At 73.7% G+C, this 13839-nt stretch carries 11 protein-coding genes and 1 pseudogene; 2 read left to right on the top strand and 10 right to left on the bottom strand.

Annotation, left to right across the window (positions count from 1 at the left end; genetic code table 11):
• Window positions 1-20: 20 nt before the first annotated feature.
• From ACLQ3K_RS19330 to ACLQ3K_RS19310, 5 genes are read right to left on the bottom strand one after another with little or no spacing between them, the layout of a single operon-like run.
• Entirely contained in the window at window positions 21-1967 is a 1947-nt protein-coding gene (locus ACLQ3K_RS19330) for a GMC family oxidoreductase N-terminal domain-containing protein (protein WP_426001153.1), read from the bottom strand.
• 4 nt (window positions 1968-1971) lie between these two features.
• A complete protein-coding gene (locus ACLQ3K_RS19325; protein ID WP_426001152.1) occupies window positions 1972-3000 on the bottom strand; it encodes an ABC transporter ATP-binding protein in 1029 nt (342 codons plus the stop codon).
• Window positions 3001-3028: 28 nt separating this feature from the next.
• Window positions 3029-4636, bottom strand: coding sequence for an ABC transporter permease (locus tag ACLQ3K_RS19320; RefSeq protein WP_426001237.1), 1608 nt, complete (start codon window positions 4634-4636; stop codon window positions 3029-3031).
• Between the two features lie 13 nt (window positions 4637-4649).
• A complete protein-coding gene (locus tag ACLQ3K_RS19315) occupies window positions 4650-5714 on the bottom strand; it encodes a thiamine ABC transporter substrate-binding protein (RefSeq protein ID WP_426001151.1) in 1065 nt (354 codons plus the stop codon).
• Window positions 5715-5718: 4 nt separating this feature from the next.
• On the bottom strand, window positions 5719-7029 hold the full coding sequence (locus ACLQ3K_RS19310; protein ID WP_426001150.1) for a glycosyltransferase 87 family protein: 1311 nt from the start codon (window positions 7027-7029) through the stop codon (window positions 5719-5721).
• Between the two features lie 105 nt (window positions 7030-7134).
• Between ACLQ3K_RS19310 and ACLQ3K_RS19305 the strand changes: the two genes are divergently transcribed.
• Window positions 7135-7851, top strand: a complete 717-nt coding sequence (locus ACLQ3K_RS19305; RefSeq protein WP_374201286.1) for a CPBP family intramembrane glutamic endopeptidase — start codon at window positions 7135-7137, stop codon at window positions 7849-7851.
• Window positions 7852-7867: 16 nt separating this feature from the next.
• Here ACLQ3K_RS19305 and ACLQ3K_RS19300 read toward each other — a convergent pair whose 3' ends face one another.
• The 4 genes and pseudogenes from ACLQ3K_RS19300 to ACLQ3K_RS19285 all read right to left on the bottom strand — a co-directional run bounded on the left by ACLQ3K_RS19300 (window position 7868) and on the right by ACLQ3K_RS19285 (window position 11895).
• Entirely contained in the window at window positions 7868-8047 is a 180-nt protein-coding gene (locus ACLQ3K_RS19300) for a hypothetical protein (RefSeq protein WP_336672016.1), read from the bottom strand.
• 121 nt (window positions 8048-8168) lie between these two features.
• A pseudogene (locus ACLQ3K_RS19295) lies at window positions 8169-8813 on the bottom strand (nitrilase-related carbon-nitrogen hydrolase); the annotation flags it as partial.
• A 29-nt stretch (window positions 8814-8842) separates the two neighbouring features.
• Entirely contained in the window at window positions 8843-10162 is a 1320-nt protein-coding gene (locus ACLQ3K_RS19290) for a M20/M25/M40 family metallo-hydrolase (RefSeq protein ID WP_426001149.1), read from the bottom strand.
• Entirely contained in the window at window positions 10159-11895 is a 1737-nt protein-coding gene (locus ACLQ3K_RS19285) for an amidohydrolase (protein WP_336671942.1), read from the bottom strand. The genes ACLQ3K_RS19290 and ACLQ3K_RS19285 overlap by 4 nt, the downstream gene beginning before the upstream one ends.
• A 106-nt stretch (window positions 11896-12001) precedes the next feature.
• Between ACLQ3K_RS19285 and ACLQ3K_RS19280 the strand changes: the two genes are divergently transcribed.
• Window positions 12002-12598 carry a TetR/AcrR family transcriptional regulator gene (locus ACLQ3K_RS19280; RefSeq protein WP_426001148.1) on the top strand — a complete coding sequence of 199 codons (597 nt, stop codon included), beginning with the start codon at window positions 12002-12004 and terminating at the stop codon, window positions 12596-12598.
• A gap of 23 nt (window positions 12599-12621) precedes the next feature.
• Here ACLQ3K_RS19280 and ACLQ3K_RS19275 read toward each other — a convergent pair whose 3' ends face one another.
• Window positions 12622-13839 (bottom strand): MFS transporter, encoded by a 1218-nt coding sequence (locus ACLQ3K_RS19275; RefSeq protein WP_426001147.1) that lies wholly within the window; start codon window positions 13837-13839, stop codon window positions 12622-12624.

The raw sequence follows: 13839 nt of genomic DNA, 5'->3' as shown, positions 1-13839 counted from the left end.
CGCGCCGCCGTCGGCGCCGCCTACCCGAGCCGCGCCGCCAGCCGCGAGGCGTTCATGTGCGCGATGGCCTCGATGGAGATCATCGGGTTCACGCCGCTCGGCGTGGGGAAGCACGAGGCGTCGGCGACCACGAGGTTCGGCACCTCCCAGGTCGCGCCGTCGGGGTCCGTCGCCGAGGTCTGCCGGCTGCCGCCCATCGCGGCGGTGCCCATGATGTGCAGCGCGATCATCATGCACCGCGCGGGCGCGTAGCCCTCCCGCTGCGCGGCGGCGGCGAAGCCGTCGAGCGACCCGGGCAGGTCGGCGGCGACGCGGTTCTGGTGCGAGCTGCGCACCGACGTCGCGCCCGCGGCGGCGAGGATCTCGGCCGCACCGACCACGCCGCGCTGCATGTGCGCGGCGTCGCGATCGTTCAGCCGGTACCGCACGACGGGCTCGCCGTCCCGCCCGACGGTGACCCGCCCGCTGCCCGTGTCGCGGACGATGACGCCCACCTGCACGGTGTGCCGCATCGCCCGCATGTCGGCGGCGTACCGCGCCGCCGAGTGCCAGGGCTGGAACAGGGTGATCGCGCCGGGGCTGACGGGACCGGTCTCGTAGATGACGCCGTATCCCTCGCCGTCGAGGTCGGCGTGCTCGGTGGAGTAGCGGGTCTGCAGGCCGCCCTCCCAGGGGCGAACGTCCTCGTCGAACACGCCGGCCACCGCGGTCACCGGGTGCAGGCGCAGGTTCTCGCCGATCCGCTCGTTCCGCAGGCCCGAGCGCCGCAGCAGCGGCGGGGTCTGCAGCGAGCCCGCCGCGACCACGACGGCCTTCGCGGCGACGGTGACCGGGGCACCGTCGGGCCCGATCGCCTCGACGCCGGTCGCCCGGCCCCGCTCCACGACCACGCGCCGGACCTCGACGCCGACGGCGATCCGCGCACCGTCGGCGGCGGCGTCCTGCAGCCAGGTCTTGGCGGTGGACTGCTTGGCACCGATGCGGCAGCCGTAGCCGCAGCGTCCGCACTCGACGCCCTGGTCGCAGCCGAGCACGTTGCGGGGCATGGCGTCGCACTGCCAGCCGAGCGCGGCGAGGCCGCGCTCGAGGATCGCGTCGCGCGAGGAGGCCGAGCCGTGGTCGGTGTTCACGCCCAGCCGGCGCTGCACGGCGTCGAGCGCGCGGGTGAACTCGTCGCCCGCGAACTGTCGCGCGCCGTGCGCGGCCCATTCGGCCCGGACGTGCGCGGGCGTCGCGAACGAGGTGGTCCAGTTGACGACGGTGCCGCCGCCCAGCGTGCCGCCCGCCATGAGGGACGAGAACTGCCCCTCGGCCGAGATCGCGGGCGCGCCGGCATACAGGGTGGTGAGCGACTCCAGCTCGCCCCGGCCGAAGTCGCGGTCGTCGTGGTAGCGGCCGCGTTCGAGGACCAGCACGTCGAGGCCGGCGGCGGCGAGCACGGCGGCCGCGGTGCCGCCGCCCGCGCCGGAACCGACGACCACGACGTCGGCGGTGAGGTGCGCACCGCCCGCGGGGATCGTCAGGGTCCGGAGCGGCCTCTCGGGGGCGTCGGGCAGCGGCCCGGGCGCCTCGGGGTAGCCCGTCGCGGCGCGCGCGGCGACGGCGTCCGGCGCGATGTAGTACGCGCCGATCAGCAGCGAGCGCAGCCCCTGGAAGACGGTCCGGATCTCGGCACGCGGGTGCCTGCCCCAGCCCAGCAGGACCTTCTCGCGTCGCTCCTGCGGGAGCGCGGAGAACTTGCGGGGGCCGATCCGGTTCACCAGGCCGAAGCCGCGGGTGTCCCACACGTCGAGGAAGAGCTTGAGCTCGCGCAGCTCGCGCGGCAGCATCTTGTGCTGCGCGGTGCGCGAGACGGAGGCCACGAAGCCGATGTCCCGGGCGCCGGGCACGCCGTCGCCGCCGGGGACGAGGGTGTCGGCGATCGAGAGCAGCGCGCGGGCCTGGCGCGGGGTGAAGACGTCGGTCACGGGACTATCCGATCACGGCGATGCGGCGCGGATTGAGCGCGACGCGCACCGTCTCGCCGTCGGCGGGCGCGGTGTCGCCGAGCGCGTCGACCAGCAGCTCGCCGTCGTCGGTGTCGACGGCGGCGGTGATCCGCACCCCGTCGGCCGTGGGGACGGAGCCGGTCACCCTGGCCGGCACCCCGTGCGCCTGGATCACGACGGAGCCGGGGCGCAGGCCGAGGCGGAACCGCCCGTCGGGGCAGTCGACGAGCACCTGGCCCAGCGCGGAGGTCGCCTGCAGGTCCTTGACCTGCGCATCGAGCAGGACGGAGTAGCCGAGGAAGCGGGCCACGTCGGGCGTGCGGGGGCGCCGCCAGAGCCGGGCGGGCCGGTCCACCTGGGCCAGCTCGCCGGCGTCGAGCACGGCGACGGTGTCGGCGAGCTCGACGGCCTCGTCGTGGTCGTGGGTCACGATGAGGGCGGGCGTCCCGGTCTCGCGGAGGATGCGGCGCAGGTCGCCCACGAGGCGGTCGCGCAGCTGCCGGTCCAGGGCCGAGAGCGGCTCGTCGAGCAGGAGGAGGCGGGGCTTCGGGGCCAGCGCGCGGGCCAGCGCGACGCGCTGCTGCTGCCCGCCGGACAGCTCCCCGACGGGCCGCGCGCCCATCCCGGGCAGCCCGACGAGCTCGAGCAGTTCCTCGACGCGGGCGTTCGCCTCGGCGCGCGGCCAGTGGTGGCGCTGCAGTCCGTAGCGGATGTTGCCGGTCACGTCGCGGTGCCCGAAGAGCTGTCCGTCCTGGAAGACGACGCCGAAGCCGCGGCGGTGGGTGGGCACGGGCGCGAGGTCCTCGCCGTCCCAGAGGATGCGCCCGCCGGCCAGGGGCTCGAGGCCCGCGACGGCGCGCAGCAGGGTGGACTTGCCGCAGCCCGACGGCCCGAGCAGCGCGGTCACGGAGTCCGCGCCGCCCGTCGCGGCGGTGTTCCCGACGGTGAGCGAGACGTCCCGCACGGCCGTCCGGTCGCCGTAGCGCACCGAGACCCGGTCGATGGTCAGCATCGCGACTCCTCTCCCCCGCCGACACGCATCAGAACTCCGCCCGCCCGGCGTCGTCGCGGCGCAGCGCCTCGACGGCGCCGATCACCAGCACCGTCGCGGCGATGAGCAGCACGGAGCACGACGCGGCGAGCGCCGCGTCGGCCCAGCCGGGGCGGCCGGAGATCCGGCCGATCAGCACGGGCAGCGTCATCTGCTCGGGCCGCACCAGGAAGCTGGCGGCCCCGAACTCCCCCAGCGTAACGACGTACGCGAAGCCCGCGGCCACGGCCACCGACCGGCTGATCACCGGCAGGTCGACGGAGGTGAAGACGCGCACCGGTGAGGCCCCGAGCACGGCGGCGGCCTGCCGTTGCCGCGGGTCGACGGCCCCGAGCGCGGGCACCAGCACCCGCACCACCAGCGGCAATGCGACGAGGGCCTGCACGAAGGGCAGCACGGCGGGCGATTCGCGGATCGCGGGCAGGGATTGCAGCGCGAGGAGGTAGCCGAAGCCGAGCGTCACGGCGCTCACGCCGAGCGGCAGCATCACGACGGCGTCGGCGAACCGGCTCAGCAGCCCGCGGGAGCGGGCGATCGCCACCGCGGCGAGCCCGCCGACGAGCAGCGCGATCGCCCCCGCCTGCGCGGCCGTGACCAGCGACATCACCAGCGCCTTCACGGGCACGACGCCGCCGAAGTCGGTGGTCAGCCGCCGGTAGGCGTCGAGGCTCAGCGCGCCCGACGGGTCGGGGCGCAGCGAGCGCAGGAGCAGGGCAGCGAGCGGGAAGAGCAGCAGCGCGACGCTCACGGGCACGCCGACGAGCACCGCGAGCCGGGCGCGGCCCCCGGGACGGGGCGGCTCGACCCGCGCAGACGCCGAGGGCCGCGAGACCCGCACCCGCAGCGCGCCGCTCAGGGCGACGGCGAGCACCACGATGACGATCTGCACCAGCGCGAGCAGCGCGGCGGTGCGCAGGTCGAAGGCGCCGACCACCTCCTGGTAGACCGCGGTCTCCAGGGTGCGCAGCCGGCTGCCGCCGACCACGAGCACGATGCCGAAGCTCGTCGCGCAGAACAGGAAGACCACGGACGCCGCCGACGCGATGGCGGGCAGCAGCGCCGGCGCGGTCGCGGTGAGGAAGGCGCGGACGGGGCCGGCGCCCAGCGTGCGCGCGGCCTGTTCGGCGCGCGGGTCGACCGCGGACCACACGCCGCCCACGATCCGGGCCACCACCGAGACGTTGAAGTAGGCGTGCGCGAGCAGCACCGCCCACACCGTTTCGGAGAGGCCGAGGAAGCCGAGGCTCCCGCCGGGCGCGAACAGAGTGCGGAAGGCGACGCCCACCACGACGGTCGGCAGCACGAAGGGCACCGTCGCCACCACGCGCACGAGCCACTGCCCGCGGAACTTCACCCGCGCGGTCAACCACGCGAGGGGCAGCCCGAGGACCACGGTGAGCAGGGTCGACGCCGCGGCCTGCCAGACCGTGAACCAGACCAGCCCCAGGCCGCCCGCGCCGGTGAAGCCCTGCCAGAGGCCGACACCGTCGGACGAGAGCCCGCGCGCGACGATCGCGGCGACGGGCCAGAGGAAGAACACCGCGACGAACAGCAGCGGGGCGGCCAGCAGCGCGAGCCGCCCGCGCGAGGTGGTCATCACGGGCGGAGGTTCACCGCCCCATCAGCTGGCGCCACTGCCGCACCCAGCCGTCGCGCTCGTCGGCGAGGCGGTCGGCGGGCAGCGTGGCGGCCTTCGGCGGGACCAGCGCGTACTTGGCCCACGACTCGGGCAGCGCGACGCCGCGGGTCACGGGGTAGACGTACATCTCGTCGGGGATGGTGGCCTGCACCGCGGGGGTCAGCAGGAAGTCGATGAGCTTGCGCGCGCCGTCGGGGTTCTTGGTGCCGCGCAGCACGCCGGCGTACTCGACCTGCCGGAAGCAGGTGTCGAGCAGGGCCTTGGTCGGGGGCGCGGCGCCGTCCTTACCCACCTCGGCGGCGGGCGAGCTGGCGTAGGAGACGACGATCGGCTTCGGTCCCTTGCCCGACGAGCCGGAGAAGTCGGTGGAGTACGCGGTCGACCAGTTCGGGGTCACGGAGACCTCGTTGGCGCGCAGGGAGCGCCAGTAGTCCTGCCAGCCCTCGCCGAGGGCCGCGACGGTGCCGGCCAGGAAGGCCATGCCGGGCGAGGCGGTCTCGGGGTTCTGGACGACGGTCAGGCCGCGGTACTCGGGCTTGGCCAGGTCCTGGTAGGTGACCGGCTCGGCGAGGCCCTTGTCCGTGAAGTAGCGGGTGTCGATGTTCACGCAGACGTCGCCGAAGTCGACCGCGGTGAGCTGGGGCATGCCGGCCAGGGCGTAGTCCTGCGCGCCGTTCGCCGCGGCGGGCGAGACGTACTCGTCGAAGACGCCGGCGCGCACGGGCCGCGCGGCGTAGGTGTTGTCCACGCCGAAGGCGACGTCGCCGGGCGGGTTCCCCGGGGTCAGCGACAGCTTGGTGGCGAGCTCGCCGCCGTCGCCCAGCTCGACGGTCTTGATCGCGAGCCCGGTCTGCTTGGTGAAGTCGGCGAGGACGTTCTCGGGCAGGTGGAAGCTGGAGTGGGTCACCAGGGTCACGGTGCCCGTGGCCGACGGTGCGTCACTCTCCTTCGACGGTGCCGTGCTGGTCGCGCAGGCGCTGGTCGCGAGGGTCGCCGCCGTGAGGATCGCAAGGCCTACGCGGCAGAGGGTGGTCATCCGCTCAGAGTAGTGCGTCCAGCCGCCGTCGCTGCGCGAGGATCAGCGCCACGAGGACCAGCGGCGCCAGCACGCCGGGCGCCATGAACAGGGCCCAGACGGGGCCGTCGTCGATCCCGATCGCGGCGAGGCCCTTGCGCAGGAAGTGCACGCCGATGTAGCCGAAGACCGCGGTGACGCCCGCGACCGCGGTCGCCCAGGGGGTGAAGCCCGCGCCGGGGGTGCGGAAGTCCGCGCCGCCGCCCGGGCCGAGGGGGCCGTGCACCATCCAGATCAGCAGTGGGACGATCCACACGAAGTGGTGGATCCACGAGATCGGCGAGGCGAGCAACCCGAGGAACTGCACCAGCACCAGCGCGATGAGGGCGTCGCCGCGGCGGACGACCCACCAGGCGGCGAACAGCAGGGCGGCGGCCACGATCACCGCGATGATCCACGCCGGCCCGGTGCCCACGTCGTGGCCGGCGAACCGGGAGACCGCGCCGCGCAGCGCCTGGTTGTCGGGCTTGGCGGGATCGCCGATGGGGCCGGTGTCGCCGAGCAGCACAGTGAAGTAGCGCCGGGTCTCCGAGGGCAGGATCAGGTAGCTGATCCCGACGGTGGCGGCGAACGTCACACCGGAGAAGACGGCGGCCCACACCCGGCCGCGGGCGAGCAGGAACAGCCCGCCCACCGCGGGGGTCAGCTTGATCCCGGCGGCGAGGCCGACGAGGAACCCGGAGGCACCGTCGACCTTCTCGGGCTTCAGCGCGAGGGACGGCGCCGGGGCGGCGCGGGCGACGAGGTAGGCGGCCCACACGCCGAAGGCCATGAGGACCACGTTGATCTGGCCGTAGTCGAGGTTCGTCCGCACGGGGTCGATCCACAGCGCGGCCGCGGTCCACACCAGGGGCAGCTCGCGCGGCACGTCGCCCAGGCGCGACGGCGCGCCGCGTCCCGCGGCCAGGATCGCCAGGCACATGCGGATGACCAGGAACAACAGCCCCGCGGTGAGCGCCACCCAGCCGACCGCGACCACCGGGAAGGGGAGGAACTTCAGCGGGTAGAAGAACAGTGCCGCGAAGGGCGGATAGGTGAAGGGCAGCGGCTGCTGCGGCGTGTAGTCGCGCAGCGCGAAGTCGTAGAGCCCGCCGTCGGACGTCACCCGCTGCGCGGCCTCGTAGTACACCCGCAGGTCGACGAAGTTGAAGTTGTGCTGCCCGGCGAGGATCCACACGATCCGGGCGCCGAGGGCCACGAGGAAGAGGGGAAGCGCGACGCGCCGGAGGCCGCTCGACCGGCCGCCGTCGGCCGACGTGCTGCGGTCCTTGGTCACGGGTGGACACCTTAGCCATGCTCACACCCGTTGCGCGAACCGCCGCGCGTCTGGACTATGGAGCGGGTGACCACAGCCGAGACGACCGCCCCCGATCATTCCGCCCTGCGTTCGGCGGTCTCCGGGGCGCGCGCGATCGTCGACGTGGGCGTCGTGGTCGCGGTGCTGGTCGCGACCAATCTGGTCGCTCATTTCACCGGCAGCTGGGCCGCCCTGCTGGCCGTGCCGGTGTCCGCCGTCCTGCTCATCGGCATCGCCCGCCACCGCGGCCTGGACTGGCACGAGCTGGGCCTGGGCCGCGAGCACTGGCGTTCCGGGGCGAAGTACGCGGCCGCGGCCGTCTTCGTGGTGGCGACGGTGATCGTGGTCGGCGCGCTGCTGCCGGTCACGCGCGGACTGTTCCTCAACGACCGCTACGCCACCTTCTCGACCGCGATCATCGCGTCGATGGTGATCATCCCGCTGCAGACGGTGATCCCCGAGGAGCTCGCCTTCCGGGGCGCGCTGCACGGCACCCTGTCGCGCGCGATGCACTTCCGCTGGGTCGTGGTCACGGGCTCGCTGCTCTTCGGGTTCTGGCACATCGCCTCGTCGCTCGGCCTGACCAGTGGCAACGCCGGCCTGACCAAGATCCTCGGCGCCGGCCCCCTCGCCCAGTTCCTCGGCATCGCGGGCGCCGTGATCGCGACCGCCTTCGCCGGCTGGGTGTTCACATGGCTGCGCTCCCGCAGCGGATCCCTCATCGCGCCCATCGCGCTGCACTGGTGCCTCAACGGCGCGGGCGCGCTGGCCGCCGCCTTCGCCTGGCAGCTCCTGCGCTGACCCGCGCCGTCGGGCATCACTCCCAGTTCGCGATCACCGCGTCGAAGTCGCCGTCGGCGGGACCGGGGAGGTGCCGCGCACCGGGGTGCCGCGCCGCGGGCTCGGTGTAGGCGCCCGATTCCACGAGCCGCGCGATGTTGCCGCGATAGATCTCGTCGACCTCCGCGTGCCGGCCCGGCTCGCGGTCCAGCCACAGGTTCGCGGGATGGATCGGCCGGTCGTACATGCCGCGGAACAGCTCGGTCCGCAGGCCCGGTGTTGGGGCACACCATGTAGACGCCGTTGAAGTGGGCGTGCGCCCGGTTCTGCAGCAGCCAGGTGCCGCCGGGGTCCGGGCCTGCCGCAGTCATCGGCACCGCCTCACTCGGCCGGTAGATCACCTCGGCGCCGCCCAGTGCGAGCGCCCGTACCGCCTCGGGGTACTCGCCGTCGCTGCAGCAGATGGTGCCGATGTTGCCGATGTCGGGCGTGCGCAGCACCGGGTAGAAGGCGTCGATGCCGTCGCCGAACAGCTCGACCCATCGGTCGTAGACGTCGTGCGGGGTGCACGAGTGCTCGCGGCACCAGACGTGGTTCTTCGCCGCCCGGTGCACGATCTGCCCGTCGGGCGAGATCACGATCATGACGTTGAAGAACCGGTCCTCGATCACTTCGGGCCAGCGCGCCTTGCACTGCACCACGACGTAGGTCCGGTACATCCGCGCCAGCGCGGCGAGCCGCTCGGTCTCCGGCCCCGGGATGTCGATGAACAGCTCGCGGGCGCTCCGCGCGTGCGGCAGGTCGAAGACCTCGTCGGTGAACCCGGTGAGCGCCCCCTCGGACAGGGCTACCAGCTTGACCGGGAGGTTGATGCCCACGATGGAGACCGCGGCGTGGAAGGCCTCCTCGATCACGTCGAGGTTGCGCGCGATGTGCTCGCGCGCGCCGATGCCGTGCACGAAGGTCGAGAGGCCCACGGCCATGTAGGGCGCGATCGGCCCGTTCGCCGCCGTCATCGGACACCGCACCAGCGCAGGGCGGACAGCGCGTAGGTCTTCGCCGCGCAGACGACCTCGTCGATCGCGCACCGTTCGTCCACCGCGTGCGCCATGGCGAGGGCGCCCGGTCCGAGCCCGACCGCGGGGATCCCCGCGGCGGTGAACCAGGTGAGGTCGGTCGCGCTCGGGAAGGGCCGGACGTCGGGGGCGCCGGCGTAGGCGGTTCCGGCAGCGGCGTCCTCGCGGGCGGCCACGACGACCCGGCAGAACGGGTCAGCGCCGTCGGTGCGCCCGCCGGGGTAGTGCATCGGCCAGTCCAGTACCGGCGGGTGTCGGCGCAGCCACGGGTCCGCGCCGGCGACCCGGGCGACGACGGCGGCGATCTCGGCCTGCACGTCGGCGATGCCCGCCGCGGGCGGGTAGAAGATCGCGTAGTCCAGGGTGGTCTCGTCGAGGATGAAGGCGACGTTCCGGCCTGCGCGGGCGCCGCCGTCGATCACGTCGAGGCCGATGGTGAACTGGCCCGGCTCGAAGAGCGGGTCGACGCGGGTGCGCTCCCACGCGGTCTCGAGCCGCCGCAGCGCGTCGTGGATCGCGAGCGCGCCGTCCACGGCGCTCGCGGCGATCGGGTCCTCGGCCCCGGCGCGCCGCTGGGAGCGCATCAGGGAGCGGGCCGAGGCGTGGCCGGTGCGGCCGGTCACAGTGATCCGCAGGACGAGGACGCCGGGGGTCGCGGGCATCACGCTGAGTGGGGCGAGCGCGCCGGTGGGCTCGGCGATGATCGCGCCGTCGGCGGTGTAGCCGCGGGCGAGCACGGCGGACGTGCCGAGGTGGTGCTCGAGGTTCTCCTCCCCCACGACGCCCTGCAGGATCAGGTCGCCGCCGAGGCGGACCCCCGCCTCGCGCAGCGCGCGGGCCGCGAAGGCCTGCGCCACGAGCCCGGCCTTCATGTCGACGGAGCCGCGGCCCCACACGTGGGTCTCGTCGCGGAAGCCGGCGAAGGGGTCGTGGGTCCAGGCGTCGGCATCTCCGGCCGGAACCACGTCGACGTGCCCGTTGAAGATGAGCGAGCGCCCGTCGCCCTCGCCGTGGACGACGCCGACCACGTTGTCGCGCCCGGGGACCTCGCCGAACAGCTCGGTCTCGGCGCCGGCCTCGCGGTAGACGCCGGCGAGCAGCCGCGCGACCTCGGTCTCGCCGCCGACCAGGTCGTCGAAGTCCTGGTCCGGATAGGTGGGATTGACGCTGCGCACGGCGATCGCGTCGCCGAGCGTCGCGATCATCTCCTCGCGCAGGCCGTCGACGCGGCCCAGTACCCGATCGGCGGCGGTCATGCGCGCACCTCCTGCGCCGGGGCGGCGAGCTCGCCGCTGTCGTGGACGGTCTCGCCGCCGAGGTAGGTGCGCAGCACCCGGGTGCCGGCGAGCTCGTCGATCGGGCAGGTCGACGGGTCGCGGTCCACGAGGATCAGGTCGGCGTGCTTCCCCGCGGCGAGCGAGCCGATCTCGGGCCAGTCGAGGACGGCGGCGGCGCCGGTGGTCCACATGCGGAGGGCGTCGACGCGGGAGAGCTTCTGGTCGGGGCCGTCGTTGCGGTGGTCGCTGCCGGCGAAGCGGTGGGTCTGCGCGAGTTCGATCTGCTCCCAGGGGTTCTTGGGTCCCCAGTCGGAGCCGCCGGCGAGGTCGAGCCCCGTGTCGACGAGCCGCTGGAGGGGTTCGAGGTCTCGCCAGGCGTGCTCGCCGATGCGCTCGCCGTACATGGCGCCCTTGCCCCACGCGAAGCCGGCGCTGGTGGTCACTTGGAAGCCGAGGTCCGCGTAGCGCCGCGCCTGCGCGGGCGTGATGGTGATGGCGTGCTGCAGGATCCAGTGGCGGTCGCGGAAATCGACCTCGCGGACGACGCGCTCGGCGATGTCGAGGAAGTCGTCGTGTTCGCGGAACGCGCCGAGGCAGAGGTTGGCGCGGATGCCCTGTTCGGCGCAGTAGCGGACGAAGGCCTCCTCCTTCTCCAGGGAGAGGAACCGGGTGCCGCGGGTGGGCCTGCCGAACGGGTCGAGGGCGGGCTCGTAGGTGGCGAAGTAGCCGGAGAAGCACGGGCCGCCGGGGCTCATGGTGAGGCCGCCGGTGCGGAGCAGGTCGTCGCCCGCCTCCCCCACTTGCGCCGCGAACTGCGGGAGCCGGTCGGCGAATTCGGCGTCGGTGAGCGGGTCGAAGGGGTAGAAGATCACCGATTCGACGTCCAGGGTGGCGTGGATGCGCATGGTGAGGGCGCCCGCGGCGCGTAGGTGCCGGTACAGCGCGAGATGCTCGGGTTCCATGGCGTGCCCCTCGTAGCCCGTGGTGACGCCCTGCCGGGTGAACCTCGCCATCTCTGCGGTGGTCCCGGCGGCGGCGGTGTCGAGGCTCGGCCGCGGCAGCTTGGTCAGGATCTGACCCCAGAAGGGGTCGTAGGTGTAGTAGTTGGTGACCGGTCCACGGAGGACGCCGGTCAGCTCGCCGGCGTCGTTCTTCTCGATCTCCACGTCGCACACGCGATCGGGAATGAAGGCGCTCAGTCCGACGGCGCGGAGCCCGGCACTGTTGAAGGCCACCACGTTCGGCATCTTCGGCGCCCAGGCCTGGATCATGACGGGGTGGTCGGCGGTCGCCGCGTCGAGCGTCCACCGGTCGGGCAGGTGCCGCTCGAGCAGGTCCTTCTCGGAGCGGCGCAGGAAGTAGTGCGGCTCCCCGACGGGGGTGCACATGATCCACTCCCCCGCGGGCGTGACGGCGGCCTTCGCCCGGATCCGCGCGACGATGTCGGAGTGGTCGACGGCGTCCGTCAGATCGACCAGCCCGCCCGCGAGCATGCCGAAATGCATGACGTGCGGGTGCGTGTCGATGAGCCCGGGCATCACGGTGGCGCCGCCGGCGTCCACGCGCTGCGCGCCGGATCCCGCGGCGTCCTCCATGGCGCGGCGGTCGCCCACGGCGACGATCCGGCCCCCGTCGAGGACGAGCGCCTCGGCCTCCGGACGATCGGGATCGAGGGTGAGCACCCGCCCACCGGTGATGAGTGTTGTGGTCATAGCGGCCCTTCCGAGATGTGTCCCCTGCGGACGCCACCACCGTAACCCCAATTTTCTCCATTTGGAGAAAATTGATCGAAAATCGGCCGACGGTACGATCGCGACCATGTCCTCACCGGTGCGCGAACCACGCATGGCCCGGGGCGCCGCGCGCCGCGAGGCGCTGCTCGACGCGGCGGTCCGGCTGGTCGCGCGCGACGGTGCCCGGGCGCTCACGCACCGCTCCGTGGCGGCGGAGGCCGGCACCACGCACGGCAACGCCCGCTACTACTTCGGGACCCTCGACCAGCTGCTGGGCGAGGCCCTGCACCGGCTGGCCGCGCGCCAGATCGAGGAGGTGCGCACACTCTTCGCGGAGGAGCTGCCCGACGCCGGGATTCCCGAGCGCATCGACCGGCTCACCCGGTACGTCACCGGCTCACTCACCGACGACCGGGATGCGGCGATCGCCCGCTACGAGCTCTTCCTCGAGGTCGCGCGCCGCCCGGGTCTGCGCGCCAGCCTCGACGAATGGGGCACCACGCAGCGCGCCGCCTTCGCGCGCGAGCTGCGCGGCGCCGGGGCCGCCGACCCGGAGGCCGACGCGGCAGACCTCCTCACCACGGTCAACGGCCTCGTCCTCGAGCAGCTGGCGCTCCCCGTCGACGACTTCGAATCGGCGCGCCTGCGCCCCGCGATCGCGCGGTACTTCCCCGCGCCCTGACACCCGCGCGCGGACTCCGGCGGCTAGCCCGCCGCCGGCCCCGTGGCCTCCGGCTCGCGCGCCGCGGGTGCGACGGCCACCGCGACGGCCACCGCGACGAGCACCAGGATCAGCGCGTAGAGCAGGGTGACGAACTCGCCCAGGGCGCCGATGATCGGCGGGCCGGCGAGGAACGAGAGGTAGCCGATGGTCGAGACCACGGAGACCCGCGCCGCCGCCATGCGCGGCTCGTCGGCCGCGGCGGACATGCCGACGGGGAAGCCGAGCGAGGCGCCGAGGCCCCACAGCGCGACACCCACGTAGGCGGCCCAGGTCGGGCCGAAGATGACGAGCGCGAGGCCCACGAAGGCGAGTGCGCCGCAGACGCGCAGCGTGTGCACTCGACCGTAGGAGTCCAGGACGCGAGTACCTGCGAGCCGGCCGATCGTCATGAAGGTGACGAAGACCGCGAAGGTCAGCGTGCCGACGGTCTTCGACGTGCCGTGGTCGTCGACCATCGCCAGCGCCAGCCAGTCGTTCGCGCTGCCCTCGGTGAGCGCCATGCCGAGCACCATCAGGCCGATGAGCAGCGTGCGGGGCTCGCGCCACACCGCGAGCCGCTCGCGGCGGGAGACCGGCGCGTGGTCGTCGGCGTCGTGCGCCTGGAAGGGCACGTGCCGCAGCGCGAACCAGCCGACCACCAGCAGAACGCCGTTCACGACCAGCAGGTGCGGCAGCAGCGGCACGTGCGCGGCCTGGGCCGCAGCGGCGGTGAGCGCGCCGGCCACCGTGCCCATCGAGAAGGCCGCGTGGAAGGCCGGCATCACGGTGCGCCCCAGCGCCCGCTCGTTCTCCGCACCGGACAGGTTCATGCAGACGTCGGTGATGCCGTGCGAGAGCCCGACGAAGACCAGCGGCAGCAGCGTGAGCGCGTAGTTCCCGGACTGCGCGCCCGCGGCGGCGGCGATCATCGTGACGCCCAGCGCCGGCAGGGTCACCGCGATGACGCGGCGCGCTCCGAACCGCGCGGCCAGCGCCCCCGAGCCGACGAGGCCCACGACCGAGCCGACCGCCAGACCGAAGGTCAGGAGCGCCACCTGCAGCGTGGTGGCCCGCAGATCGTCGCGAACCTGGGGCAACCGGCCGATGTAGCTGGCGAAGGTGAGCCCGCTGAGCGCGAAGATCACCGCGACGGCATTGCGCCAGGCGAGCACCGAGCTCCCCGCCGCGTCCGCCTTCTGCTCCTGGTAGTCCACGCTCAC

This window comes from Tsukamurella sp. DT100, from assembly GCF_049844855.1.
Lineage (GTDB): Bacteria > Actinomycetota > Actinomycetes > Mycobacteriales > Mycobacteriaceae > Tsukamurella.
Note: the sequence above shows the minus strand (reverse complement) of the source record. Positions and strands in the feature narration are given on the sequence as shown.